The 26,593-nt window shown below is 71.3% G+C and carries 19 protein-coding genes and 1 pseudogene; 11 read left to right on the forward strand and 9 right to left on the reverse strand.

Features of this window, described 5'->3' with window-relative positions:
• Position 1: 1 nt before the first annotated feature.
• Both UK12_RS07720 and UK12_RS07725 read right to left on the reverse strand, forming a co-directional pair.
• On the reverse strand, positions 2 to 1,216 hold the full coding sequence (locus tag UK12_RS07720; RefSeq protein WP_045301043.1) for a pyridoxal phosphate-dependent aminotransferase: 1,215 nt from the start codon (positions 1,214 to 1,216) through the stop codon (positions 2 to 4).
• 79 nt (positions 1,217 to 1,295) lie between these two features.
• Positions 1,296 to 3,584 (reverse strand): protein kinase domain-containing protein, encoded by a 2,289-nt coding sequence (locus UK12_RS07725; RefSeq protein WP_045301045.1) that lies wholly within the window; start codon positions 3,582 to 3,584, stop codon positions 1,296 to 1,298.
• A 99-nt stretch (positions 3,585 to 3,683) separates the two neighbouring features.
• On the opposite strand from UK12_RS07725, the gene UK12_RS07730 reads away from it, so the two are divergent.
• On the forward strand, positions 3,684 to 4,337 hold the full coding sequence (locus UK12_RS07730; protein WP_052681704.1) for a prepilin peptidase: 654 nt from the start codon (positions 3,684 to 3,686) through the stop codon (positions 4,335 to 4,337).
• Positions 4,338 to 4,542: 205 nt separating this feature from the next.
• The gene (locus tag UK12_RS07735) at positions 4,543 to 5,994 is read left to right on the forward strand and encodes a S41 family peptidase (RefSeq protein ID WP_197084643.1); all 1,452 of its coding nucleotides are present in this window, start codon (positions 4,543 to 4,545) and stop codon (positions 5,992 to 5,994) included.
• Positions 5,995 to 6,117: 123 nt separating this feature from the next.
• Here the strand turns inward: UK12_RS07735 and UK12_RS07740 are convergent, their stop codons facing one another.
• On the reverse strand, positions 6,118 to 7,707 hold the full coding sequence (locus UK12_RS07740; protein WP_045301046.1) for a chitinase: 1,590 nt from the start codon (positions 7,705 to 7,707) through the stop codon (positions 6,118 to 6,120).
• Between the two features lie 409 nt (positions 7,708 to 8,116).
• On the opposite strand from UK12_RS07740, the gene UK12_RS07745 reads away from it, so the two are divergent.
• The 4 genes from UK12_RS07745 (at position 8,117) to UK12_RS07760 (ending at position 13,499) form a co-directional block, all read left to right on the forward strand.
• The gene (locus UK12_RS07745; RefSeq protein WP_045301048.1) at positions 8,117 to 8,911 is read left to right on the forward strand and encodes an isoprenyl transferase; all 795 of its coding nucleotides are present in this window, start codon (positions 8,117 to 8,119) and stop codon (positions 8,909 to 8,911) included.
• A 354-nt stretch (positions 8,912 to 9,265) separates the two neighbouring features.
• On the forward strand, positions 9,266 to 10,516 hold the full coding sequence (locus UK12_RS07750) for a PhoH family protein (RefSeq protein ID WP_231591090.1): 1,251 nt from the start codon (positions 9,266 to 9,268) through the stop codon (positions 10,514 to 10,516).
• A 454-nt stretch (positions 10,517 to 10,970) separates the two neighbouring features.
• Positions 10,971 to 11,642, forward strand: a complete 672-nt coding sequence (locus UK12_RS07755; protein ID WP_231591083.1) for a transglycosylase SLT domain-containing protein — start codon at positions 10,971 to 10,973, stop codon at positions 11,640 to 11,642.
• Positions 11,643 to 12,101: 459 nt separating this feature from the next.
• The gene (locus tag UK12_RS07760) at positions 12,102 to 13,499 is read left to right on the forward strand and encodes an AI-2E family transporter (protein WP_269431996.1); all 1,398 of its coding nucleotides are present in this window, start codon (positions 12,102 to 12,104) and stop codon (positions 13,497 to 13,499) included.
• 120 nt (positions 13,500 to 13,619) lie between these two features.
• Here the strand turns inward: UK12_RS07760 and UK12_RS07765 are convergent, their stop codons facing one another.
• Both UK12_RS07765 and UK12_RS07770 read right to left on the reverse strand, forming a co-directional pair.
• Positions 13,620 to 14,156 carry an alkyl hydroperoxide reductase gene (locus tag UK12_RS07765; RefSeq protein ID WP_045301056.1) on the reverse strand — a complete coding sequence of 179 codons (537 nt, stop codon included), beginning with the start codon at positions 14,154 to 14,156 and terminating at the stop codon, positions 13,620 to 13,622.
• Between the two features lie 2 nt (positions 14,157 to 14,158).
• Positions 14,159 to 14,710 (reverse strand): peroxiredoxin, encoded by a 552-nt coding sequence (locus UK12_RS07770; protein ID WP_045301058.1) that lies wholly within the window; start codon positions 14,708 to 14,710, stop codon positions 14,159 to 14,161.
• A gap of 179 nt (positions 14,711 to 14,889) precedes the next feature.
• Between UK12_RS07770 and UK12_RS44985 the strand changes: the two are divergent.
• The 4 genes and pseudogenes from UK12_RS44985 to UK12_RS07785 all read left to right on the forward strand — a co-directional run.
• A pseudogene (locus tag UK12_RS44985) lies at positions 14,890 to 15,057 on the forward strand (helix-turn-helix domain-containing protein); the annotation flags it as partial.
• A 15-nt stretch (positions 15,058 to 15,072) separates the two neighbouring features.
• Positions 15,073 to 15,801: a LysR substrate-binding domain-containing protein gene (locus tag UK12_RS07775; protein WP_231591084.1), complete on the forward strand. Its 729-nt coding sequence runs from the start codon at positions 15,073 to 15,075 to the stop codon at positions 15,799 to 15,801.
• A 124-nt stretch (positions 15,802 to 15,925) separates the two neighbouring features.
• Positions 15,926 to 17,002 carry an AAA family ATPase gene (locus tag UK12_RS07780; RefSeq protein WP_045301062.1) on the forward strand — a complete coding sequence of 359 codons (1,077 nt, stop codon included), beginning with the start codon at positions 15,926 to 15,928 and terminating at the stop codon, positions 17,000 to 17,002.
• Positions 16,999 to 17,736 carry an HNH endonuclease gene (locus UK12_RS07785; RefSeq protein ID WP_045301064.1) on the forward strand — a complete coding sequence of 246 codons (738 nt, stop codon included), beginning with the start codon at positions 16,999 to 17,001 and terminating at the stop codon, positions 17,734 to 17,736. The genes UK12_RS07780 and UK12_RS07785 overlap by 4 nt, the downstream gene beginning before the upstream one ends.
• 47 nt (positions 17,737 to 17,783) lie before the next feature.
• Here UK12_RS07785 and UK12_RS07790 read toward each other — a convergent pair whose 3' ends face one another.
• The 3 genes from UK12_RS07790 to UK12_RS07800 all read right to left on the reverse strand — a co-directional run bounded on the left by UK12_RS07790 (position 17,784) and on the right by UK12_RS07800 (position 24,069).
• Positions 17,784 to 19,544, reverse strand: coding sequence for an ATP-binding SpoIIE family protein phosphatase (locus UK12_RS07790; protein WP_052681705.1), 1,761 nt, complete (start codon positions 19,542 to 19,544; stop codon positions 17,784 to 17,786).
• Positions 19,545 to 19,773: 229 nt separating this feature from the next.
• Positions 19,774 to 20,523 carry a class I SAM-dependent methyltransferase gene (locus tag UK12_RS07795; protein ID WP_197084644.1) on the reverse strand — a complete coding sequence of 250 codons (750 nt, stop codon included), beginning with the start codon at positions 20,521 to 20,523 and terminating at the stop codon, positions 19,774 to 19,776.
• 558 nt (positions 20,524 to 21,081) lie between these two features.
• Entirely contained in the window at positions 21,082 to 24,069 is a 2,988-nt protein-coding gene (locus UK12_RS07800) for an AfsR/SARP family transcriptional regulator (protein WP_045301066.1), read from the reverse strand.
• Between the two features lie 197 nt (positions 24,070 to 24,266).
• On the opposite strand from UK12_RS07800, the gene UK12_RS07805 reads away from it, so the two are divergent.
• On the forward strand, positions 24,267 to 24,500 hold the full coding sequence (locus UK12_RS07805) for a hypothetical protein (RefSeq protein WP_045301068.1): 234 nt from the start codon (positions 24,267 to 24,269) through the stop codon (positions 24,498 to 24,500).
• A gap of 350 nt (positions 24,501 to 24,850) precedes the next feature.
• On the opposite strand, the gene UK12_RS07810 is transcribed toward UK12_RS07805, so the two are convergent.
• On the reverse strand, positions 24,851 to 26,518 hold the full coding sequence (locus UK12_RS07810; RefSeq protein WP_045301070.1) for a fumarate hydratase: 1,668 nt from the start codon (positions 26,516 to 26,518) through the stop codon (positions 24,851 to 24,853).
• Positions 26,519 to 26,593: the final 75 nt, after the last annotated feature.

The following is a 26,593-nucleotide window of genomic DNA, read 5'->3' on the forward strand; positions in this document are numbered from 1 at the left end:
ACTACGGCTGCGCGTACCCCGAGAGGAAGTCACCGATCCGGGTGACCGCGTCCGTGATCTCCTCCGGGCGCGGGAGGGTGACCAGCCGGAAGTGGTCGGGCTCGGGCCAGTTGAAGCCGGAGCCCTGGACGATCAGGATCCGCTGCGCCCGCAGCAGGTCGAGCACCATCTGCTGGTCGTCCTTGATCTTGTACACCTGCGGGTCGAGCCGCGGGAACGCGTACAGCGCGCCCTTGGGCTTCACGCAGCTGACGCCGGGGATCTCGTTCAGCAGCCGGTACGCCGCGTCCCGGGACTCCAGCAGCCGCCCGCCGGGCAGCACCAGGTCCCTGATCGACTGCCGTCCGCCGAGCGCCGCCGCCACCGCGTGCTGCGCCGGCATGTTGGCGCAGAGCCGCATCGAGGCAAGGACGTTGAGGCCCTCGATGTAGCTCCGGGCCCGGGCCCGGTCGCCGGAGAGCACCATCCAGCCGGAGCGGAAGCCAGCGACCCGGTACGACTTGGACATGCCGTTGAAGGTGACGCAGAACAGGTCCGGCGCCAGGGTGGCCAGCGGGATGTGCTCCGCGTCGTCGTAGAGGATCTTGTCGTAGATCTCGTCCGCGTAGATCACCAGCCGGTGGCGGCGGGCGATCTCGGCCAGGCCCTCCAGGATCTCGCGCGGATAGACCGCGCCGGTCGGGTTGTTGGGGTTGATCACCACCAGTGCCCTGGTCCGGTCGGTGACCTTGGCCTCGATGTCCGCGAGGTCGGGGTACCACTCCGACTGCTCGTCGCAGCGGTAGTGCACGGCGGTGCCGCCGGCCAGGCTGACCGAGGCCGTCCACAGCGGGTAGTCGGGCGCCGGGACGAGCACCTCGTCGCCGTCGTCCAGCAGCGCCGTCATGGCGAGCTGGATCAGCTCGGAGACGCCGTTGCCCAGGAAGACGTCCTCGACCGAGAGGCCGTGCAGGCCGCGCTCCTCGTACTGCATGACCACGGCGCGGCGCGCGGAGAGCAGGCCCTTGGAATCCCCGTAGCCGTGCGCACCGGCGAGGTTCCGCAGGATGTCCTGGAGGATCTCGGGGGGCGCCTCGAAGCCGAACAGGGCGGGGTTCCCGGTGTTCAGCTTGAGGATGCGATGCCCCTGGTCCTCCAGTCGCATCGCCTCGTCGAGCACCGGGCCGCGGATGTCGTAACAGACATTGGCGAGCTTGCTGGACTGGATGACCTGCATGTCTGAGTACTTTACGGCGCCGCCCCGCCGATCACCCCGTGGTCTGGGACACAGCCCGGTGCTCAAGACCGGCTGAGCCCTACTCCGGCGGCAGCGCGTAGATGTGCGGGCCGAACTGCGCGAACAGCCGCTCGCCGTCCGTGCTCAGGTACCAGTCGTCCGCCGAGCCGCCCTGGACGGAGAAGGTCCAGCGCAGGCTCGCGCTCTTGACGTCGACCGCGAACACGCCCGCCCCGAACGAACCGGGCACGAACAGGGTGTCCTTGACCAGCACCGGCGCCGTCAGCGCCGAGACGTTCTTGGGCAGCGCGCAGCGCCACAGCTCCTTTCCGGTGGCGGCGTCCCAGCCGCAGACCGAGGGGGTGCCGTCGCTGCCGTACACCACGCCCTTGGCCGCGAAGGGCGGGGTGAACATCCGCTTCTCGTCCGCGGGCACGGTGATCTTCCACTGCTGCTTGCCGTCGGAGAGCCGGACGGCCTGCAGGCCGGTCCGCTCGGTCAGGCAGTACGCCTGGGTGTCGTCGGCGGAGGCCGGGAAGGCGGCCGGGGAGCCGGTGTCGGCGTACCAGATCTGGGTGCCGTCCTTGCCGTTGCGGGCGACCAGGTTGTTGCTGCTGTCGGTGTAGTAGACGTTGCCGGCGGCGGCCAGGCCGGCCACGAAGACGGAGGCGTCCTTCTTCCGCTCCTGGAACCAGATCTCCTGCTGGTTGTCGAGCGAGATCGCGGCCACACCGGAGGTCATGGACCCGAACATGACACCTGCGGGTGACAGGTTGGCCAGCATGTAGACGGCGTGGTCGTCCGCGCCCAGCAGACCGTCGGGGGTGAGCGAGTCGCCCTTCGGGTCCTTCCCGGCGAACTGCCAGCGCGGCACCCCGCTGTCGGCGGTGAAGCCGATGAGCTGCGTGTCGGCCTGGGCGAAGACCAGGCCCTTGGTCGTCAGCAGCCTGATGGCGGGGACGTCCCGCCTGGCCCACTTCTGCTTGCCGGTCACCGTGTCCAGCGCCACCAGGCTCTCGCCCTGCGGGCAGAGCACCCCGCCGATCACCAGCGGGGGCAGCGAGGTCAGGTGGCCCTGGGCGTCGTAGGTCCACAGCGGCTGCGGCGGCACACCGGCCGGGCGGGACTGCTTCGGCGCCGGCTGCGGTGCCGTACCGGTCGGAGTGGGTGCCGGGGGGTAGTGGTTCTGGCGGGGGGTCAGCGCCCAGACCGCGCCGCCGCCGACGGCGGCGACCGCGAGGGCCCCGCCGCCGAACAGGAAGGCCCGCCTGGACGGCTTGGCGGCAGGTGCCGGCTGGCCGCTCGGCACGGTCTGCGGAGCCTGCAAGGAATAGGAGGTCGGCGCGGCGTGCACGGACTGCGGGCCCTGCGGGCCCGTTCCACGGCCGAGCTGCATGGTGCCCGGGACGGCGGCGTGGTCCGCGCCGGTCGGCGAGTAGCCGCCGGACGGGGCGACGGCGCTGCCGCGCGCCGGGGTCTCCATGTCCATCACCTTCGCGGCGTGCTGCGCCAGCGCCCCGGTGACCGGTGCGGGCAGCCAGCCGTCCCGCAGCACCGCCGCCGTGCCCTCCGGCGCGAGCAGCTCGGTGAGCTCCTCCGGACTCGGCCGCCGCGCCGGGTCCTTGGCCAGGCAGGCGGCCACGACGGGCCGCAGCGCGGCGGGCAGCGCGTCCAGCCCGGGCTGGTCGTGCACCACCTTGTACAGCTGCGCGGCCGGCCCCGAGGCGGATTCGAACGGGCCCTCCCCGGTGGCCGCGTACACCAGCACCGAGCCGAGCGAGAAGACGTCACCGGCCGGTCCGATCGGCAGGCCGGAAGCCTGCTCGGGGCTCATGTAGCCGGGCGAGCCGACCACGATCCCGGTCCGGGTGAGGTTGTCGCCCTCCATCGCGCGGGCGATCCCGAAGTCGATCAGCCGAGGGCCGTCGGCGGCCAGCAGCACATTGGACGGCTTGAGGTCGCGGTGCACCAGACCGGCCCGGTGCACGGCCGCCAGCGCCTGCGCCAGGCCCGCGCCGAGCGCCCGTACCGAGTCCTCGGGCAGCGGCCCGTGCGCGAGCACGGCATCGGTCAGCGAAGGACCGAGCACATAGGCGGTGGCCAGCCAGGGCACCGGCCCGTCCTGGTCGGCGTCCACCACCGGCGCGGTGTACGCGCCGTCCACCGCCCGTGCGGCCTCGACCTCGCGGGCGAACCGGCTGCGGAACTCCTGATCCTCCGCCAACTCCGGCCGGACGACCTTGACCGCTACCGTCCGGCCACCCGCCGAACGGGCCAGGTAGACCCGGCCCATCCCGCCGGCACCGAGCCGCGCCAACAGGCGGTACGGTCCGACCGCCTCCGGGTCGGTGACGTCCAATGGCTCCATCTGTTGCTCCCCGTTGCAAGGTGATTCGCCATCACTGGTCGCTGGCTCCGCAGATGGTACGGGTCGTACGCTCGCCCAGTCGGGCGGAGGGGGGCAGCTGTGGTCGGGGAGTCGGTCGGAGTGCCGGTCGGGGCGGTGGCGGGCGCCGCTGCCGGGCTGCTCGCGGCGCCGCTGCTGCGCGCGGCGGCGGCGCGCTACGCGGTGCCCCACGGCGAGCCGTGGCGTGCCCGCGGCGCACCGGGCGGTCCCGGCGTTCTCCCGGTCGCGCTGGTCGCGGCCGGGGTGGGCGCGGTGATCGGCGCGGCCGCGCGGTGGCCGCAGCTGCTGCCGCTGGCCTGGGTCGGACTCTTCGGCGTGGTGCTCGCCTTCGTGGACGCGGCCGTCCACCGCCTGCCGGACGTCCTCACCCTGCCGCTCGCCCTCGGCACCGCCGTCCTGCTGCTGCTGACCGAGCCTCAGGGCGCGGTCCTGCTGCGCTGCCTGTACGCCGCGGCGGCCCTCGGCGCCTGCTACGGGGCGCTCGCACTGCTGGCCCCGATGGGCTTCGGTGATGCCAAACTGGCGCCGACCCTGGGCGCGGTGCTCGGCTGGTACGGCTGGAGCACCGTCCTGGCCGGATTCTGGTACGGCTTCGTGCTCGCCGCGCTGTGGGGTGGCGCGCAGTTGCTGACCCGGCGGATGAAGGGCGGCGACTCGCTGCCGTTCGGTCCCTGCATGCTGCTCGGCGCCCTCCTGGCGGTCCTCGCCGCGTAGCGGCCGCGAGCCCGGTGAGGAAGCCCGTGTCGGAGCTCGGCCGCACAGCTCCCGGGCCCCCGGGGGGGCTGCGGTTCAGCCTCGAAAGGGGTGCTGGCACCACCGGAACTGGGGAGCCAGCACTATCGCCGGACCGCGGCGGCCGCAGGGAGCATGGTCACCGGACGTCACCGGACGTCGGATCACCCACGGGGAGGGCACCACCGTGCTGCTCAGGAACTCTTCGGCCAGGGCCGCCACGGCGGCCGCACTGCTCGTGATCGCGGGCGGATCGATCCTGCCCGCACAGCCCGCGGCCGCCGCCGTCCCGGGCGCCGCCGCAGCCTCCCGGTGGGCCGACGGCGTCTGGCGGATGGACGGCTACGGCACCGTGCTCACGGTCGCCGGCGACCACTTGCAGACCTACCAGACCACCTCGGTCAGCTGTCTGAAGGGCGACGGCGCCGGGCGCTCCGGCACCGCTGCCGGATCGGTCACCTTCGCCGCCCCCGACGCGACGGTTCTCACCCTGCGCCCCCGGGGCACCCGGGAGGCCGCCCTGCACATCGGCGGTTCGCCCGGCGACCGCATGCTGCGCCGGATCCCGGCCCTGCCCGCCGACTGCAGCCGTCCGGGGCCCACCGGCCCGGTGGCGTCCTTCGACGTCTTCTGGCAGACCTTCGAGGAGAACTACCCCTTCTTCGCCGCCAAGGGCATCGACTGGCACGCCGTCAGGGAGCGGTACCGTCCCCGGATCAACGCCGGGAGCACCGACGCGCAGCTGTTCGCCGTCCTCAGCGAGATGGTCCGGCCGCTGTACGACGCCCATGTCTCCGTCGACGCCGGTGACACGGGCTTCTTCGCCCAGGGCCGCCCCGGCACGGCGGTGCCCAGCCCGGAGCTGGACGCCCGGGTCCGCGGCTACGTCGAGGAGTGCGATCTCGGCGGCCGGCCACTGCAGTACTACGCCGGGAACCGGATCGGCTACGCCGACCTGCCGAACGGCCAGGGCTATCTGCGGATCTCCGGCTTCGGCGGCTACACGGACGATCCGCACGACAGCTACGCGGCCAACAGCGCCGAGCTCCAGCGGGCACTGGACGAGATCCTGACCCCCGAGCGCACCGCCCGGCTGAGCGGTCTGATCATCGATCTGCGGATCAACGGGGGCGGGTCCGACAGTCTCGGTCTGCAGATCGCCTCGCGCCTGACCGACCGCTCCTACCTCGCGTACAGCAAGACGGTGCGCAACGACCCGGCGGACTCGAGCGGCTTCACCCGCCCGCAGCCGATCGTCGTCCAGCCCGCCCGAGGCGCCCGCTACACCGGCCCGGTCGCGGTTCTGACCAGCGGGTCCACGGTCAGCGCGGGGGAGACGTTCACCCAGGCGCTGATCGACCGGCCGGGCGGCACGGCGCGGATCGGCGAGTCCACCCAGGGCGTCTTCTCGGACGTCCTGGAGCGGAGCCTCCCCAACGGCTGGCAGATCGGCCTGCCCGACGAGGAGTTCCGCACCCGCTCCGGTGGGACGTTCGACGGGCCGGGCATCCCGCCGCAGTACCCGGAACCGGTCTTCACCCCCGAGGAGTTCAGCCACCACCGGGACTCGGCCTTCGACCGCGCGGTCTCCCTGCTGAGCGCCACGGGCCAGGCGGCCGCCACGTCCCGGCCCCGGTGAGCCGGCAGGCCCGCCGTACCCGGTCGGTACGGCGGGCCTGGTCCGGAGCGCCGTCCCACCCTCGAAGGGCGGCGTTCCAGGGGGAGTTGCGGCACGGTGGGGAGCTGCCGCACGGCGCGGGAGTTACGGCATCGCGTGGAGGTGGGCACCCACGTTGGTGGAGAAGTCGTTGCCGTTCGCCGCGTCCCAGTTGGTCGACCAGGTCATCGCACCCCGGATGGTCGGCCACTTGGCCGGCGGGACGAAGCTGCCGCAGTTGGTGCCCTTGGCCAGGCAGTCCAACGCGTTGTTCACCACGGTGGAGTTGACGTAGCCGCCGCCCGCCGCCCTGCTGGACGCCGGGACACCGATGCCGACCTGGTCCGGACGCAGGCCGCCCTGGATGTGGGTGCAGACCTGGCTGGTGATGAAGTCCACGGTGCCCTGGTTGTAGACCTTGCCGTCACAGCCGTTCATGCCACCGGAGTTGTAGAACTGGGTGTTGACGACGGTCAGGATGTCCTTGGTGTTCAGCGCCAGTTGGAAGTACGCGCCCGTGGTGCTGTACATCCCGATGGTCTCCGGCGCCATGGTCAGCACGAAGCCCGGGCCCACCTTGCTCTGCAGGGTGTGCAGCGACTGAGCCAGGTAGACCGGGTCGACACCGTTCTCCAGGTCGATGTCCACCCCGTCGAAGCCGTACTGCCGGATCAGGGCGTACGCGCTGTTGGCGAAGTTGTCGGCGGAGGCGGTGTTGTTCACCGCGATGGTGCCGTTCTGCCCGCCGACCGAGAGCACGACCCGCTTGCCCGCCGCGTGCTTCGCGGCGATGTCGGCCTTGAAGTCCGCGTCGGTGTAGCCGCCCAGCTTGCCGGCCAGGGCCGGGTCCAGGGTGAAGCTGATCGCGCCGGGCGTGCCGGTCGCGTCGGCGAAGGAGACCGCGATGATGTCGTACGCGCTCTGCACGTCGCGCAGTCGCTGCACGGTGGCGCCGTTGTCGAAGTTCTGCCAGTAGCCGGTCAGGGCGTGGGCCGGGAGGCCGCTGCTCGGCGGGGTGGTGGGCCCGGTCGGCGAGGAGCTCGGGGACGAGCTGGGGCTGCTGCTCGGCGAGCTGGACGGGGAGGAGGACGGCGAGCTGGACGGGGAGGTCGAGGGGGACGTGCTGGGCGACGAGCTCGGCGTCGGCGAGGAGGTGCCCCCCGGGCCGGTCAGCGTGATGTCGTCCGCGCCGTAGGCGCCCTGGCCGTACCAGCCGTGCACGTACACCGTGACGGTGCTGGTGTCGGCACCGGTGGTGAAGGTGCTGCTGAGCTGGTTCCAGCCGCTCTGGCTGGACCAGCTGGACGGGTCCGTGCCACCGGTGCCGCTCGCGCCCAGGTAGACGTACGGGCCCTGGACCCAACCGCTCAGCGTGTAGCTGGTGTTGGGCAGCACGCTGACGGTCTGCTGGCAGTTGGCGGTGTCCGAGCTGCCAGGGGTGGCCTGGAGGGCGTACCCGCCGGAGTGCACGGGGGAGGAGACCGCACTCGCCGTGCCGGTGCAGCTCCAGCCGGAGAGGCCGCCGGTCTCGAAGCCGCCGTTGGCGAGGAGGTTGCCGACCGCCGCGCTGGCGCCGCCCGCGAACAGGGCGAGGCCGGTGCCGGCCAGTGCGAGGGCGGTGGTGCCGGCCGCGAGGGCCGTGGGGACGGTGCTTCGGCGGCGCCGGTGGGACGGCGGCTGCAGCGTACGGGCCATGGAGGCACTCCGTGGGGGAGGAGGGGGAGCCGCCGCGGTGGGGGCGGGGCGGCTCCGTGTGGGGGAGGGTGGACCGCAGTGGAGCTGTCGGGGGCGGCCGGCCGGCCGGTGCGCGCCGGTGTCCGCTGCCCTCGCTCCACAAGCTGGACTAGACCAATGGCAAGCGTCAAGCATCCGGAGGCCGTCTTACGGCTTATTTAAGGAAGCGGTGACCGTTCCGTGTCCGGGCCGGCCGGGCCTGCGGCCGCACCGGTGACCGCATCGGATCCACACCCGGTCAGATGCATTCGTACACGCTTGTGACACCTTCGGTACCTGCGGCTTTTACCTTCACGTACCGTGCGGGAGTAGGCTGCGCCAGGGGTTTTCAGTCGCATCCGGGGGACTGAGTACGGAGGGGCCGAACGTCATGGGTCTGCGCGATGTGGTCGAGAGCACGCCGGGTCTGCGCACCCTGCTGGACAACGCCTACCGGCTCTACGGCCGCCGGGTCGAGGTGCACCTCGACAACACCCCGCACCACATCGGGGTCATCCTGGACGGCAACCGCCGCTGGGCGAAGGCGACCGGCGGTAGCACCGTCTACGGTCACCAGCGCGGTGCGGACAAGATCAGCGAGTTCCTGGGCTGGTGCGACGAGACGCACGTCCAGGTCGTCACGCTCTGGATGCTCTCCACCGACAACCTCTCCCGGCCGGCCGAGGAACTGGTTCCGCTGCTCGGGATCATCGAGGACGCGGTCCGTGGGCTGGCCGAGTCCCGCCGTTGGCGGGTGAACCCGGTCGGCGCGCTCGACCTGCTGCCCGAGCACACGGCCGACGTCCTCAAGCAGGCCGCCCAGGCCACCGCGCACGTCCAGGGCGTCACGGTCAACGTCGCCGTCGGCTACGGCGGACGGCACGAGATCGCCGACGCGGTGCGCTCGCTGCTCCAGGAGCACGCCGGCCGGGGCACCTCGATCGAGGAATTGGCCGAAATCCTCACCGTCGAGCACATCGCCGAGCACCTCTACACCACCGGCCAGCCCGACCCCGACCTGATCATCCGGACCTCCGGTGAACAGCGCCTCTCGGGCTTCCTGCTCTGGCAGAGCGCCCACAGCGAGTTCTACTTCTGCGAGGCGTACTGGCCGGCCTTCCGCAAGGTGGACTTCCTCCGGGCCCTGCGCGACTTCCAGCTGCGCAACCGCCGCCTGGGCCTCTGACGGGCGGCCTCTGACGGGCGCTCGCCCGAAGGAACTTCAGGGGCTCGACCCTACGGCCGGCCGGGCCGGTGCGTGGCTGAAGCGTGTTCAGATCGTCTGCCCGGAAGGCGTCCCGGTAAACGTTCGTCGACAATGATCCGTCAACTGCGTGCGGCGGGTATGCACCACGGTTCGCCTGGGAATACCCCAGTCAGACCGGTACCCCGGCCACCGGGGTCGCGGGGACCGGCTTGCCGCGGGTGACGCTGGGTCATCCGCTCGGGAGGCCTAGTGGTCAGTACCAAGAGCCGCCGGACACCAGACCGGCGCACGTACGTTCTCGACACCAGCGTGCTCCTGGCCGACCCGCTCGCCATGACGCGCTTCGACGAGCACGAGGTCGTCCTCCCGGTGGTGGTGGTCACCGAACTGGAGGCCAAGCGGCACCACCCGGAGCTGGGCTACTTCGCCCGCCAGGCGCTGCGCCTGCTGGACGACTACCGGATCCGCTACGGCCGGCTCGACGAGCCGATCCCGGTGGGCGAGCTCGGCGGCACCATCAGGGTCGAGCTCAACCACTCCGACCCCTCCGTGCTGCCGGCCGGGTACCGCTCGGGCGGAGGCGAGGCGGACACCCGGATCCTGGCGGTCGCCCGCAATCTGCAGGCCGAGGGCTACGACGTCACCGTGGTCTCCAAGGATCTGCCGCTGCGGATCAAGGCCAGTTCGGTCGGCCTGCTGGCCGAGGAGTACCGCGCGGAGCTGGCGATCACCTCGGGCTGGACCGGGATGGCCGAGCTGCAGGTGTCCGGTGACCAGGTGGACGCCCTGTTCGGGGCCGGCCACGACGTCTCGGTGGAGATCGACGGCGCCGACGAACTGCCCGTGCACACCGGCCTGGTGCTCACCTCGGAGCGCGGCCGCGCGCTCGGCCGGGTGACGCACGACGGCCGGGTCCGACTGGTCCGGGGGGACCGGGAGGCGTTCGGGCTGCGGGGCCGCAGCGCCGAGCAGCGGGTGGCGCTGGAACTGCTGCTGGACCCCGAGGTCGGCATCATCTCGATGGGGGGTCGCGCGGGTACCGGTAAGTCCGCGCTGGCGCTCTGCGCGGGTCTGGAGGCGGTGCTGGAGCGGCAGCAGCACCGCAAGGTGATGGTGTTCCGCCCGCTCTACGCGGTCGGCGGGCAGGAGTTGGGCTACCTGCCGGGGAGCGAGGCCGAGAAGATGGGCCCGTGGGCCCAGGCGGTCTTCGACACCATGTCCGCGGTCACCACCCCGGACGTGATCGAGGAGGTGATCGCCCGGGGGATGCTGGAGGTGCTGCCGTTGACCCACATCAGGGGCCGGTCGCTGCACGACGCGTTCGTGATCGTGGACGAGGCGCAGTCCCTGGAGCGGAACGTCCTGTTGACCGTGCTGTCCCGGATCGGTCAGGGCTCGCGGGTGGTGCTCACCCATGACGTCGCGCAGCGCGACAACCTGAGAGTCGGGCGGTACGACGGCGTGGTCGCGGTGGTGGAGAAGCTCAAGGGCCACCCGCTGTTCGCGCACGTCACCCTCACCCGCTCCGAGCGCTCCCCGATCGCTGCTCTGGTGACGGAGATGCTGGAGGACATCCAGCTCTGAACTGCGCCCCACATCAGGTCAAATCGTCCTAAACAGGCATCAAGGAACCTGCCGCATAGCGGCAGGTTCCTTGGCTGTCACCACATCTGACTGTCCCTTCTCCCGAGTAACGGCAAACCCCCTGCTCGCAGGAATTGTGAGATCCGCCACGCAACCGGGAATTGCGTAGACACGTCCTGGTGCGGCATGGTGAGGGTTCTGTCAGGCCCCGCGTACGGCACAGAACTCGCCCGGCAACTCCGGTCGGCGGGCGGACAACTGAACACCGATTGAGCCGTGCGCCGCCCGATCCACTCGCTTGTCCGACTCAGTCTCGGCCCGGCGCCGGGCCCGAGTCTCCCGTGACCAGCACCTGTGGAGGCCAGCGCCAAGGGGCATGTTGCGTCCGAACGGTCACGCGCGGGCGATGCTGGAAGGAAACCATGTGACTCGGATCTCGGTCCGGGGAGTCGCTGTGGCCTCTGCCACCGCGGTCACCGCTGTAGGTGCCGTTGTCGGCGTGGCCTCCGGTAGCGAGGGCAAGAACACCCAGCCGATGGATGTCGCGGGTGCCACCCTGCTCGCCGACGTCCCGACGGGTGCCCACGCACAGACCGTCAGCGACAACTTCATCCAACAGGCCGGCGCTCAGCAGGCGTCCGCCGACCAGGCCGCGCAGGAAGCCGCCGCCAAGAAGGCCGCCGACGAGGCCGCGCGCCAGAAGGCCGCCGCCGACGCGCAGGCCAAGGCCGACGCGGAGAAGGCGGCCAAGGCCGCCGAGGAGAAGCGGAAGGCCGACGAGGAGGCCGCGAACCGCGCCAAGGCGCGGACCGAGATGGCCGCGGTCAGCGCCAGCCCCGGTTCGGTCCAGGCGCTGGCCGCCTCGATCGTGGGCGACTCCGGTCAGTTCCAGTGCTTCAGCCACATCGTCAACAACGAGAGTGGCTGGGACTACCAGGCGACCAATGCGAGCTCCGGAGCCTACGGTCTGGTCCAGGCGCTGCCGGGTTCGAAGATGGCCTCGGCCGGTTCGGACTGGCGGACCAACCCCGCGACGCAGATCAAGTGGGGCCTGAACTACATGAACGAGCGCTACGGCTCGCCGTGCGGTGCCTGGTCCTTCTGGCAGAGCCACAGCTGGTACTAGGAGCGAAGCAGCTTCCCTAGAGGCCCCCGACCTGCGTCGGGGGCCTCTCGGCGTCTCCGCGGTCCGCCCCGGCCGGCTGACTGCCCACTGTCGGTAGGTGCCTGTACACAGGCGGGCCGCCCCGCCCAGCGCTGCGCTGACCATGGCGCGGGTGGGCGGTGCGGTCCAGGTGCGGACGCGGGGCGCCGGGGAGGGTCCTGGTTAGCCCCGGCACCGGCCGGTCCGCCGACAGTTGGCTCTGCAGTGGGCCCTTTGCACCCGACCCTTCCCCGCCGAGCCGGGGTCCGAAACCAGTGAATTGTCCGGTATTGGGACATTTTCTTCCCCTGTGACATGGGAAACTCCCCGCGCACACCTCTCATCCTGGGCGAATCCGAGTCCGTCGGACGGGTAGCGTCGTCCCCGACAGCCGTGACTGGGACGACCCACGGCGCAGTAGGGGCCGATCGGGGAGCGGTGGTGTCAAAGGTGGCGCGGGGCGCAAGAACGGTGCTGGCGGTGTCGGGGGCGGGAGCCCTGGCCTCGCGACTGGTGGCGGTGCTGGCCGAACGGCGACGAGCCGCCCGCGCGGCGGAGGAACAGTCGATGGACCCCGGCGACGACATCGTGCCGATCGACATCGTGCCCATCGACCACGTACCGGCGCCGCGCGCCGCGCAGCCGGACGTCGCCGCGCGGCGTCCCGGGGCGGAGCGGGCACCCGCGCCGTACGGGCGCGAACCCGGCAGTGCTCCCGGCCGTCCGGCGAGCCCGGTCGAGGCCGTGCCGTGGGCGCTGCGGGTGGCCGCCGAGTCCACCTGGCGGCTGCTGCTGCTCGCGGCGGCGCTCTACCTGGTCTTCCGGGTGGTGGACATGCTGCGGCTGGTCGCCTTCGCGGTGCTGGCGGCGCTGCTGATCTCCGCACTGCTGGAGCCGACCGTCTCCTGGCTGCGGCGGCACGGTGTGCCGCGCTCGCTGGCGGCGGCGGTCACCTTCCTCAGCGGTCTGGCGGGGATCGGGCTGGTCGGCTGGTTCGTGATCTGGCAGGTGTCCACCAACCTCAACTCGGTCACCGGCAAGGTCCAGGCCGGTGTCAACCAGCTGCGCGAGTGGCTGGTCACCGGGCCGCTGCACCTGACCCAGCAGCAGATCAACGACTTCGCCAAGCAGATCTCCACCGCGATCGGCACCAACTCGGAGCAGATCACCTCGGCCGGATTCACCGGTGTGGCGATAGCGGTCGAGGTGCTCACGGGCGTCGTGCTGGCGGCCTTCACGACCTTCTTCCTGCTCTACGACGGTGCCAGGATCTGGAGCTGGCTGCTGCGCGGCCTGCCCCGTCACTCCCGGTACGCGATGGCGGGCGCGGGCCCGAAGGCGTGGGCCACCCTCACCGCGTACGTGCGCGGCACGGTGTGCGTGGCCTTCATCGACGCGCTCTGCATCGGTGTCGGCATCCAGCTGCTGGGTGTCCCGCTGGCGCTCCCGCTGGCGGTGATCATCTTCCTCGGGGCCTTCGTGCCGCTGGTCGGGGCGCTGGTCACCGGCACCGTCGCGGTGCTGATCGCACTGGTCACGCAGGGGCCGTTCACGGCGCTGATGGTGCTTGTGGTGCTGGTCGCGGTGCAGCAGATCGAGGGGCACCTGCTTCAGCCGCTGATCCTCGGCCGTGCGGTGCGGGTGCATCCGCTGGGCGTGGTCCTGGGCGTGGCAGCGGGCACGATCGTCGGGGGGATCGGCGGCGCGATCGTGGCCGTCCCGCTCATCGCGGTGACCAACACCGTGGTGGCCCACCTGCGCCAGCGCAACGCGGCCGGCCAGCAGGTCTTCGAGGCGCTCGAGGCCGCCCGCGTCGCGGCCCCGAACTCCGAGTCCTGAGCCCCGAGTCCTGAGCGGCCCCGGAGAACGGAAGCCGCCGAGCGGCGGAGCGGGCCGAAAACCAGAGAGGGGCCCTGCCGGACGGTGTGTCCGGCAGGGCCCCTCTCCGTGTCGTGTGCGTCAGAGCGCAGCCAGGACGGCCTCGGAGTCGAGGGTCGCGGCAACGGCCTGGACGACGGCGGCGATCTTCATCGACGCCTGGACGGTCGTGGCGTCCACGCCCGCCTTGCGGAGGACCTGCTCGTGCGAGTCGAGGCACTGGCCGCAGCCGTTGATCGCGGAGACCGCGAAGCACCACAGCTCGAAGTCGATCTTCTCCACGCCCGGGGTGCCGATGATGTTCATCCGCAGACCGGCACGCATGGTGGCGTACTCGTCGTTGGAGAGCAGGTGCAGCGTCCGGTAGTAGACGTTGTTCATGCCCATGATGGCGGCGGCGCCCTTGGCGGCGGTGTACGCCTCCGGGGTCAGGTTCGCCTTGGCCTCGGGCTCCAGCTCACGCAGGACCGCGGGGCTGCGGGTGGCCATCGCGCAGGCCAGCACGGTGCCCCAGAGCTGCTGGGCGGGGAGCTCGGAGTTGCCGATGACCGCGCTCAGGTTGAGCTTGAGGTCCTTGGCGTACTCGGGCAGGGCCGCCTTCAGTTCGTCGAGCGCCATGGTCAGCCGGCCAGCAGGGCCTGGGCGTCGAGAGTGTCCTCGCCCCTGGTCCAGTTGCACGGGCACAGCTCGTCGGTCTGCAGGGCGTCCAGCACCCGCAGGACCTCCTTGGGGTTACGGCCGACGGAGCCGGCGGTCACCATGACGAACTGGATCTCGTTGTTCGGGTCCACGATGAAGACGGCGCGCTGTGCCAGGCCGTCGGCACCCTCGACGCCGCAGGCGCGCATCAGGTCGTGCTTGACGTCGGCCAGCATCGGGAAGGGGAGGTCGCGCAGGTCCTTGTGGTCCTTGCGCCAGGCGTGGTGGACGTACTCGGAGTCGCCGGAGACGCCGAGGATCTGGGCGTCGCGGTCCGCGAACTCCTCGTTCAGCTTGCCGAACGCGGCGATCTCGGTCGGGCAGACGAAGGTGAAGTCCATCGGCCAGAAGAACACGATCTTCCACTTGCCCTCGTAGGACTTGTGGTTGATCTCGGCGAAGGCGTTCGCGGCGTCCAGGTCGACGCAGGCGTTGAGTTCGAACTCGGGGAACTTGTCACCGATCGTGAGCACGTTCGCTTCTCCTGTGGTGCGATTGAGGGGAGGTCTGTCCGGATTGCCTATGGTTCGGCCGTTTCGGACTCCTCCACACTGACACACCGCGTACTGATCGGGGAAATAGCTAGACTCGATCCATCTGATCGGAGAGAGCTATCAGTAACTCGCACCACCCCAAGCCCCGCACCCCTACGATCGCCCAGCTCAAGGCGTTTCTCGCGGTCGTCGAGCACCGGCACTTCCGCGATGCGGCCGCTGCGGTCGGGCTCAGCCAGCCGGCGCTGTCCGGAGCGGTCGCGGCCCTGGAGGAGACGCTCGGGTCGCAGCTCGTCGAGCGTACGACGCGGAAGGTCATCATCACTCCGCTGGGTGAGCGCGTGGCCGAGCACGCACGCCGGATGCTCGCCTCGCTGCACGACCTCACCGAGGAGGTGGAGGCGGCCCGCCGTCCGTTCACCGGGCCGCTGCACCTCGGTGTGATCCCGACCGTCGCCCCGTACCTGCTGCCCGCCGTGCTCCGGCTGGCCCGCCGCAGCTACCCGGAGCTGGATCTGCACGTCCACGAGGAGCGCACCCCCTCGCTGCTGGAGGGGCTCGCCGCCGGGCGCCTGGACCTGCTGCTGCTCGCCCTGCCCGCCGGCGGGGCCGCGCCCACCCGCGACATCCCGCTCTTCGACGAGGACTTCGTCCTGATCACCCCGCCCGACCACGAGCTGGCCGGGCGGACCGACGTACCCCGCGACGTCCTGCTCGACCTCGACGTGCTGCTGCTGGAGGAGGGCCACTGCCTGCGCGACCAGGCCCTGGACATCTGCCGCGAGGTGGGCGCCGACCCCTCCGGCGGATCCACCAGGGCCGCCGGGCTCTCCACCCTGGTCCAGCTGGTCGCCGGGGGTCTCGGCGTCACCCTGCTACCCGCCACCGCCCTGGACGTCGAGGCCGGGCGCGCCGACCGGCTGGCCTCCGTCCACTTCGCCGCCCCGGCCCCCGGCCGCCGGATCGGCCTCGCCACCCGCCCCGGCTCGGCCCGGAGCGAGGAGTACGAGCGTTTCGCCGCCTCCCTGCGCGAGGTGCTGGGCGAGCTGCCGGTCCGCATCGTGACGTGACCGGGCGCCCCGCTGCCGGGGCTCGGCGTCCCGCCGGGGGCGAGGCCGGGCCTGCGGGTGATTGGAGCCGCTGCGACGGGTACTCAATCCATGCAGCACGCCGACCGGTTGAGGGGTGGCCGCCATGTACGTCGCCAGACTCGGGATCGACAGCATCGGGGGCTTCCGGGGCGAGCGCGCCCTCGACCTGGACCTGACCAGGCCCGACGGCTCGCACGCCGGCTGGACGGTGTTCGCCGGGCCCAACGGCTCCGGAAAGACCGCACTGCTGCATGCCGTCGCCCACGCGCTCGGGTGCGGCCCCGGCGACCCGTCCTGGCTGGACGAGGGCGAGGTGCGAATCGTCGACAGCGGGGCGGAGGAGCTGCGCTGGCGGCTCATCCGGACCGACGGCGTCCTCGCCGAACACCGCTCGGGCGCCCGTACGGCCGGCGCACCCGTCGCCACCCGCCTGTACGGCTCCGCTTCGCTGGACGGCGGCCCGCACTGGCCGGCCGGGCGCCGCGGCGAGTCCTTACTCGCGCTGCTCGGTGACGGACTGCTGCCCGACGGCCACCGCATCGCCCGGCTCGACCGGGACGGCCTCTGGGTCGCCCGCGGCGGCCGTGCCCTCCCGGCGGACGCCCTCGGCGCGGGCGTCAGGGCCGTTCTCGCGCTGGTCCTCGACCTGCTCGGGGCCGCCCGATCGGCCGACCCCGACGAGGAGTTGGTGATCGACGGCGAGCCTCCCACCGTCCCCGCGCCCGGCGTCGCCCTGATCGACGAGGCCGAGGCCCACCTCCACCTGGCCCGGCAGCAGTGGCTCGGCGAGTGGCTGGTCGCGCACTTCCCCAACGTCCAGTTCCTGGTCTCGACCCACAGCCCGTACATCTGCCAGGCCGCCGACCCCGGCGGCCTGATCCGGCTGCCGGGTCCCACCGAGCAGGCCCCGCCCCGGGTCCTGGACGAGGACCTCCACCAGCGCATCGTCTACGGCAGCGGCGACGACACCGCGCTCACCGAACTCTTCGGACTGCCCAGCGTCCACTCCCCGCAGGCCGAGGCCGAACGCCGGCTGCTGATCGCCCTGGAGCGCAAGCTGTACGCGGGCAAGGCGTCCACCGCCGACATCGCCGAGTACCGCGCCCTCGGCGCCCGGCTGAACAGCTCGCTCACCGCCCGGGTGGACGAGGCCAGGACCGACCGAGGCGGCACCCGGTGATCCCGCTCCAACGGCCGCCGCTGCACGACCGGTTGGCCGCCGACCTGGCCCGGCGCACCGACGCGCTGCGCACCGCCGGGCCCAGCACCGCCACCGGGCGGGCCGCCTGGCGCACCGCCCGCGAGCCCAAGGCCCGGCTGCGCGCCCTGCTGAACCGGATGGCGCCCGGGCTGGTCCGCTGCATGTACTGCGGCGACAACCTCGGCACCGACATCGACCACTTCGAACCCATCGCCCGCGCCCCGCTGCGCACCTTCGACTGGCACAACCACCTGCTCGCCTGCGCCTACTGCAACAGCAACCGCAAGCGCGACCGCTTCCCCTGCGACCCCGTCACCGGCGCCCACCTGCTGATCGACCCCTCCCGCGAGGACCCGGCCGACCACCTGCAGCTCTACCTGGAGTCCGGCGCGTACCGGGGGCTGACGCCCAAGGGCCACGCCACCATCGACGTGTTCGGCCTCAACTCCCGTGGTGAGCTGGTCCGGGGGCGGCGACTGGCTTTCACCGTGGTCAAGTCCCTGCTGCGCGAGTGGCACCGCCAACGCGGCGCAGCCCCGGACCTCGCAGGGGAGTTGACCGACGCACTGGCGGTGCTCTGGCAGGCGGACGTGCTCCGCGCGGTCCTCCGCCTCACCCGCACCCCGGCGCTCGCGGAGGTGGTCCTGGGCGCGGAGGCGTACGCCGCGCTGAGCCAACTCGCCGACGAGGAGCCGCGTTTCGGTACGCAGTGAGGACTACGGGAGGAGCGTGCCGTGCAACCGTGGGGATGCCTGGCGGGCTAGGGGATCCGCTGCTCGAACCAGACCACCTTGCCCGCGCCGAGCCTGGTCGCGCCCCAGCGGTCCGCGCATCTGGCCACTATCTGCAGTCCCCGTCCGCGTTCGTCCTCCGGGCCGACCCGCTGGGCCCGGGGCAGTACGGGACTGTCGTCCCCGACCTCGCAGCGCAGCACCGAGGTCCGCACCAGTCGGAGCGTGACCGGCCGGGTGGCGTGCTGGATGGCGTTGGTGACCAGCTCGCTGACCATCAACTCGGTGTTCTCCGCGAGTGGTTCGAGCCCCCAGCGGCGCAGTGCGTGCCCGGTCAGGCGGCGGGCGCGCCCCGGGGTCTCGTGCCGGGGCTGGAGGTACCAGTACGCGACGTCCTCGGCCGGGATGCCGTCGAAGGCGGCGGCCAGCAGCGCGATGTCGTCGGCCCGGTCGCCGGGCGGGAGGATCCGCAGGGCCTCCTGGCAGAGGTGCTCGGGCGAGTGCCGGTGCGCGTTGCCGACACGGCTGCGCAGCAGTTCGAGGCCGGTGCCGATCGGCCGGCGCCGGGACTCCACCAGTCCGTCGGTGAAGAGCAGCAGTGCGGAGCCGGGTGGTGCGGGCAGCTCGGCCGAGTGGAAGTCGACCCCGCCGACCCCGATCGGCGCCCCGGGCTCCAGGTCGAGCAGCTCGCTGCGGCCGTCCGGGTGGATCAGCACCGGTGGTACGTGACCGGCGTTGGCCAGCACCACCCGGTTCGCGATCGGGTCGTACACCGCGTACACGCAGGTCGCCAAGTGCTGCTCGTGGCCCAGCCGTTGGGCCTGCTCGTCGAGGTGGTAGAGCACCTCGTGCGGCGGCAGGTCGAGGGCGGCCAGGGTCTGCGCGCTGGTCCGCAGCTGGCCCATGATCGCGGCCGAGGTCAGCGAGTGGCCCATCACGTCGCCGACGATCAGGGCCATCCGGTTGCCGGGCAGCGGGACGGAGTCGTACCAGTCGCCGCCGACCTGGGCGCCGCTCTCGCCGGGCAGGTAGCGGTGGGCCAGCCGGACGCCGTGGCGCTGCGGCAGATGGGTCGGCAGCATGCTGCGCTGCAGCTCGTCGGCGATCTCCCACTCGCGCGAGTAGCGCAGCGCGGTGTCCACGGCGAGCCCGGCCTGGGTGGCCAGGTGGTTGGCGGTGGCGGTGTCCGCGAGGTCGAAGGCGGTGGCGGCGTCGAACGCGGCCGTCACCGGGTCCGCCACGGCGGGCTGCGAGGCCGGGACCTTTCCCGGGCGGCGGATCAGCAGCAGCAGTCCGAGTGCCGCCTTGCGCCCGCGCAGCGGCAGTGCGAGCAGTGCCGTACCCGCCGCCAGCCTGGCCAGCGTCCGGGCGCCGTACAGCTCCTCCAGCAGCGGGCGGAGCCCGGCGGCGGACGGGGTGCCCAGGACCACCGGGCCGGACGGCAGCTGCTGGTCGAACGCCCGGGCGAGCACACCGTCCGGCCGGACCTCCAGCGTCGGCGAGCAGCGGCCGAGCCGGGTGCCGTGGGCGTGGTGGATCCGCAGCGCGGTCGGGCGGCCCGGGTCGCGTTCGAGGTTCGGCAGCGGGTCGCGCAGGTGGACCACGGCGGCGTCGGCCAGCGTCGGGACCACGACCCGGCCGAGGTTGCGCAGGGTCGCGGTCAGGTCGAGCGAGCTGTTGATCCGCCGAGCGGCGCTGTCCAGGTACGCCAGCCGTTCGGCGATCGGCTGGCGCCCTGCTGCGGGGTGCGGCGGTGCGGTGGCGGATGTGGGGGAGGGAGGAAAGGTCATGGGCGTCATCGAGGGTGGCGAGCGGCGCTGGACGGGCACGGTGGGCGGCTGCCCTGCCTGGGGCTGGTAGTGGTCGCGCACGGGCTGCCCGTTCCGGTAGGTCGAAGGAGTCTGGGGGAGTCAGCGATCCGGTGGCCGATCGTTCGTGTTCTCGATGGATCCTGTGGTCATGGGGCCCCGGCCCTGGGGCCGGCCGGTCGGTGCGTCCGCCGATCCACCGCCCGGCCCGTCAGCCGACCCGGCGGCAGCGCAGGAACAGCTGCTCCTCCGGCGGCAGGGCGGTACTCGCCGGGGCGTACGGGTGGCCCGAGTGCCCCTCGACCGTGAAACCGGCCTGGGCCAGTGTCTGCTCCAACTCCTCGCGCAGATAGCCGCTGATCCTTATCTCGTGCCCGAGGAAGGGCAGCGGTGCGTAGTCGAGATCGGCTTCCACCATGCCGAGTGCGAGCAGACCGCCGGGCCGCAGCAGCTCGCGGATCCGGCCCAGCACCACGGGTATCTCGTCCTGGGGCAGCAGGATCAGCGAGAAGAAGGCGGTCGCGGCGGCGAGGCCGCCTGCCGCCCGTGGGCCCAACTCCGGTATGCCCCAAGCATCCACGGCGCGCGGCGTGGCCAGGTCGTACATGTCCATCCGGTGGTAGCCGGCCGCCGGGACCGAATGGCGGGCCAGCGTCAGCATCCCGTCCGAGAGGTCCAGCCCGGTGACCCGCAGGCCGCCCAGGGTGAGCTGGCGGATCGTCGGATCGCCCGTACCGCAGCCGATGTCGAGGACGGGTGCACCGGGCTCCAGCTCGGCCAGCAGCCAGTCGCCGCACTCCAGCTGGCCGGCCTTCGCGGGGAAGGCCTCGCCGTAACGGGCGCCGATGGTGTCGAAGGCGACGGCCTGCAGAGCGCGCTCGGTGCGGCGTCGGCAGGTCTGCTGGTCGGCGGAGGCGGGCCCACGGCCCCTGGCGGGATCGGATATCTGTCCGGTCGTCACGATTTCGAGGCACCTTTCCACCCTGGCCGCCGCCCGGCCACGCCGCCGACAGCCCTCCTCGGCCCCCGGCCTCGCCACCTGCTGCGGTCCGCCACGCTCCCGCGTCACTGTGCTGCCTGCTGCCCTGCTGGTTCCCGTGTCCCGCTACTCGCTGTCGCGCCCACCGCCGCACCGGGGCTCCCCGCCCCGGCCCCCGCTCCGTCCGTGTCGATCCCGGCAGCGCTTCGGGCACACTGCACTGGCCTTTGAGAATAGGCGTGATCACTCGGCCATGGGATCCCTTTCCGGCCAACTCATGGTCGTTGGGACGAATTTGGCCGGGATCGTGGGAGCACATCGGGGCGGGAGGGGGTGGTGCGGGCGCTCGTCCCGCGCCGCACAGCGCGCCGGACGCAACGCCGCTGACCTGTGGAGATGCGATGTATCAAGGCGTTTATCGAACGTCAATCGGCATCTGACAGAGTCTCTCTCAGCGCCGGGGAAGCGTCAGGGCGTTCCCGCAGCCGGGGGGCTGCGGGAACGCCGACGTACGGGGGATCTCCTGTCGGGGGACGGAGATCACGGCGCAGGGGGTGCGGAAGGCTCGGTGTGCTGCTGCTCGATGAGGTCCTGCAGGGGGAGGGCCTCAGGCACACCGAGCCGCGTGAAGATCGAGTGCGCCTCCTGGAGGCAGGCCAGACCACGTGCGGGCTGACCCAACTCCAGGAGCGCCTCACCCAGTGCCGCGTTGGCCAGCCCCTGGCAGTACGCCGCATCCAGCTCCTGCGCGATCGCCAGCGCCTCCTCCGCCGCCTCGGCGGCCTCCGGAAGCTGACCGTCCGCCAACAGGCAAGGCGCCAACCGGGCCAGCGAGTAGCCCTCCCAGATCCGCCGCTGCTCGGACTGGTACAGCCGATGCGCCTCCCGCAGCCGAGTCGCCGCCTCACCGGGCGAGCCCGTGGACCGCAGCACGACACCGAGCTGGTACAGCGTGTCCGCCAGACACGGCGCATTCCCGGACGCGCGCGCCGCCACCACCGCCGCCTGCGCCGAACCGACCGCCTCGTCATGCTGGCCGAGCCCGAGGTGCGCCCGCGCCAGATTCCCCAGCAGCCGTGCCTCGCTGATGGTCGCCCCGAGGTTGCGGCTGATCACCCGCGCCTCCTGGAAGAACGGCAACGCCTCGGCCGGCCGGTCGGCCAGACTGAGGACGACGGCCAGGAGGTTGGCAGCGTTGACGCGCAGCTGGGTCTGACCGTCCTTGCCCTGGAATTCCAGGCTGCGGCGGAACGAAACCTCTGCCTCGTGGTACTCGCCCGCGACGTGCTGGAGAAACCCACGGGCCAGCTGGATACGCGCGAGGGTTGCGGCGTCAGAGTTCGACCTGGCGTGGGTGTCGGCGACGTCCAACGCCACCCGTATCCGCTGACCGTGGGTCGGATCCTCGACCAGCCCGTTCAACACGATCAGCAGGTCTACGGCGGGTCGCAGCAACTCCAGCTGTTCCTGGACCCCGGCCTCGACACTGCTGAGCACCAGGGCGAGTTCCGAGCGCAGCCAGTCCCGGGCAGCGTCACTGTCGGAGAAGGACAGACCGGGCGAGACCGGCCTGTGGAGTGGCTCCGTCAGCATGTCGTCGGGTTCGATCGCCTGCGCGGCGTTCCGCATGGTCGCAAGCAGTGCGTCCAGCAGGCGAAGCAGTGCGGCGTGCTGGGCGGAGGTGTCCCGGTGCTTCTCGTTCTGGCGCTGCGCGAACAGGCGGAGCAGGTCGTGGTAGCGGTAACGGCCGGGAGTGAAGCACTCCAGCATGTTGGCCTCGACCAGCGCCTCCGCCAGCGCCTCCGCCGCGTCCTGGTCGGTCCCGAGCAGGTCCGCGACGGCGGTCAGCGGGAGGTCGGGGGAGTCGACCAACGAGAGCAGCCGAAAGGCACGTGCTTCCTCTGTCTTCAGCTGCCCGTAGCCGAGGCCGATCGTGGTCTCCACGGCCAGGTTGCCGAGTTGCAGTTCACTCAGACGCTTGCGTTGGTCCGCTAACCGACGGGCCAGATCGGAGACGCTCCAGCGCGGACGGCTCGCCAGTCGCGCGGCGGCGATGCGGACGGCAAGCGGCAGGAAGCCGCAGGCGGTGACCACGGCCAGGGCTGCCTCCGGTTCGGCCGCCGCACGCTGCTCACCGACGATCGCAGAGAACAGCGCCAGCGCCTCCTCCGGTGTCAGCTCCTCGACGTCCACCAGATGGGCACCGGGCAGTTCGGCCAGCCGGGACCGGCTGGTCACCAGCACGGCGCTGCTGGAGATGCCAGGGATCAGTGGTCGGAGCTGTTGGGCGTCCTTGGCGTTGTCGAGCAGGATGAGCATCCGCCGGTCGGCGAGCAAAGAGCGGTAGAGCGCAGCGCGCTGCTCCAAGGTGTCGGGGCTCTCGGAGGCCCCCAGCGCGTAGAGGAAGTCACCCAGGACCACGGCGGGATCGGCCGGGGACGCACCGGCGCCGCGCAGATCGGTGTACAGCTGCCCGTCGGGGAACTCCGACCGCAGCCGATGGGCGACGTGGACGGCCAGGGTGGTCTTTCCGACCCCACCGATCCCGGCCAGTGACGTCACGACGACGGCCTGCCCCGACCCGCTGCCCAGGACGTGCTGAAGCTCGCCGACGAGTTCACTGCGGCCACTGAAGTCGGACACATCGGCCGGAAGTTGTGCGGGTGGGACGAATGCCGCCGCTTCGTCGGCCACGCTCGACCTCGCAACCGAGGCCAGGGGCGGCATCAGCGTGGGGTCCCCGGCGAGGATACGGGTGTGCACTGCTCCCAGGCCGGCACCTGGTTCGACGCCGAGTTCCTCGATGAGCAGCTTGCGAGTGTCGGTGTAGACGCCCAGCGCCTCCGCCTGACGGCCGCAGCGGTACAGGGCGAGCATCAGCAGCTCGCGGAGCCGTTCCCGCAGGGGGTGCTCGGCGGCAAGCGAACTCAGCTCGGCGACAGTCTCCGCGTGGAGCCCGATCTCCAGGGCCGCTGCGCAGCGTTCTTCGGCCGTGGTGATCTGACGTTCGGCCAGCCGCATTCGCTGGGCCTCGGCGTAGGGGCCGGGGATTCCGGCCAAGGCGCGCCCACTCCACAGGGAGAGCGCGGAGACGAGAAGGCGGTGAGACTCCCGGAAGTCACCGGTGGACCTGGCCGTCGCCGCAGCGGCATATTCGCCTTCGAACGCTGCCAGGTCGAGTGAACCGGGGGGGATTCGCAGCGCATAACCGTCACTCACCGATACCAGCACCTCAGCGGGGGTGCGCACCTCGCGATGAGGCTCGATCACCGTCCGGAGCCGCGACACGTAGGTGCGAAGCGCGGCCACGGCCTGTGGCGGAGGACGGTCGCCCCAGAGACCGTCGACCAGATCCTGAGTGCTCACCGGTCGGCCGTGATTGAGCAGAAGGGCGGTGAGCACTGCCTGCTGCTGAGGTGAGCCGAGTGAGAGCGGCTGTTCCTCTCGCCATGCCTGGACGGGGCCGAGCACCTGGAAGCGCAACGTGTGCGGCTTCTCCCGAAGCTCCATGAGATCCCCCGATGGCATTGGTGGTGCTTCCCGAGCGTCACGCTCCACGGTCTCGCGTGAGGCGCCAGCTTATGAGGAAGCGGGCAAACGTTGGAGAAGAAGACAGGCCTCGGGGTGTTTATAAGACATTTAACGAACACTACGATACTGGGCTCACGCCTTGACTCTCCGGTCGGGCCGAAGTGACCTGATGACCCGAAAGGCGGCTTTGATCCATGGCCGACACCACTACCAACACCACCGCACCGGTCGAGACCCCGGTGGTACCCGAGCAGCACGCGCCTACGGAGCACGCGCTCCCGGCTGCCGACGCCCAGCCTATTCTCGATGTCCTCAACGGGCTGAACGACAGCGAGCCCGAGACTCAGGCCGAGCCTGGCACCAAGGCCCCGCAGCCCAAGAAGGACGGCGGTTTCGAGCCGCTGGGGACCGTAATCAACCACCCGTAGCGGGATGTCGCCAGTGCCCTGCTCTGCCTTTTCGGCGGCGCAGGGCATTTTGCGTTGTCCGGACGCCGTTCGCCAGGAACCTCGATCTGATCAGAGACATCGAGAGCCGATCGGACAGGGCGACGAGCAGGCCCGGCATGCGGTCGCCCAACTGTCCCGCATGGTGGTGACGGTGGTCCTCGCCGAGTCACCGCTTCCCGGGAAGTGGGAGCTGTGCAGCCGACTTGCGACTGCTGCGCCCGGGCGCGGCCCACTGCCCGGTCACCGTGATCGCCTGAACGATCGGCAGAGCCGTCCCGCCCGGCCCCCGAAGGGGCGTAGGCGGGACGGCTCTACGGTGTCGGTGTCCGCTACTCGGCCGAGCGGACCCGCAGGTTGGTGATCAGCGGGCCGTCGGTGACCTCGGCGAAGAAGTCGTTGCCCTTGTCGTCGACGACGACGAAGGCCGGGAAGTCCTCGACCTCGATGCGCCAGACGGCCTCCATGCCCAGCTCGGCGTACTCCAGGACCTCGACCTTCTTGATGCAGTCCTGGGCGAGCCGGGCCGCCGGGCCGCCGATCGAGCCGAGGTAGAAGCCGCCGTGCTTGGCGCAGGCGTTGGTGACCTGCTTGGAGCGGTTGCCCTTGGCGAGCATGACCATCGAGCCGCCCGCCGCCTGGAACTGGTCGACGTAGGAGTCCATGCGGCCGGCCGTGGTCGGGCCGAACGAGCCGGAGGCGTAGCCCTCGGGGGTCTTGGCGGGGCCGGCGTAGTAGACCGGGTGGTCCTGCATGTACTGGGGCATGCCCTCGCCCGCGTCCAGCCGCTCCTTGATCTTGGCGTGCGCGATGTCGCGCGCCACGACCAGGGTGCCGCTGAGCGAGAGCCGGGTCTTGACGGGGTACTTGGACAGCTGCGCCCGGATCTCGGACATCGGCTGGTTCAGGTCGATGCGCACGACCTCGTCGTCCAGGTGCTCGTCCGTGGTGTCCGGCAGGTACTTGGCCGGGTCGGTCTCCAGCTGCTCCAGGAAGATGCCCTCGGCGGTGATCTTGCCCAGCGCCTGGCGGTCGGCCGAGCAGGAGACCGCCATCGCGACGGGCAGCGAGGCGCCGTGCCGCGGCAGGCGGATCACGCGCACGTCGTGGCAGAAGTACTTGCCGCCGAACTGCGCGCCGATGCCGATCTTCTGGGTCAGCTCGGTGACCTTCTGCTCCAGCTCCAGGTCGCGGAAGCCGTGGCCGGTCTTGGCGTCGCCGCTGGTCGGCAGGTTGTCCAGGTAGTGCGCCGAGGCGTACTTGGCGGTCTTCAGCGCGAACTCCGCGCTGGTGCCGCCGACCACGATCGCCAGGTGGTACGGCGGGCAGGCGGCGGTGCCCAGCGAGCGGATCTTCTGCTCCAGGAAGGACAGCATCGACGCCTCGTTGAGGATCGCCTTGGTCTCCTGGTACAGGTACGACTTGTTGGCGCTGCCGCCGCCCTTGGCCATGAACAGGAACTTGTAGGCGTCGCCGTCGGTCGCGTAGAGCTCGATCTGGGCGGGCAGGTTGTTGCCGGTGTTCTTCTCGTCCCACATGGTGACCGGAGCCATCTGGGAGTAGCGCAGATTGAGCTTGGTGTACGCGTCGTAGACCCCGCGCGCGATCGCGGACTCGTCGGCGCCGGAGGTCAGCACGTTCTGGCCGCGCTTGCCCATGACGATCGCGGTGCCGGTGTCCTGGCACATCGGCAGGATGCCGCCGGCCGAGATGTTGACGTTCTTCAGCAGGTCCAGCGCGACGAACCGGTCGTTGGGGCTGGCCTCCGGGTCGTCCAGGATGCGGCGCAGCTGGGCGAGGTGGGCGGGACGCAGGTAGTGCGAGATGTCGTGCATCGCCTCGGCGGTGAGCAGCCGCAGGGCCTCCGGCTCGACCTGCAGGAAGGTGCGGCCCCCGGCCTCGAAGGTGCTGACACCCTCGGAGGTCAGCTTGCGGTACGGGGTGGGATCCGCACCGAGCGGGAGCAGGTCGGAGTATTCGAACTCTGGCGTGGGAGCCATGGGGGAGGTCCTTAACTGATTCGGCTGCGACGACGAAGCATCCTCAAGGGTAGGCGTCGCGGAAGAGGCCGGTGC

Source organism: Saccharothrix sp. ST-888 (assembly GCF_000955975.1).
GTDB lineage: Bacteria > Actinomycetota > Actinomycetes > Streptomycetales > Streptomycetaceae > Kitasatospora.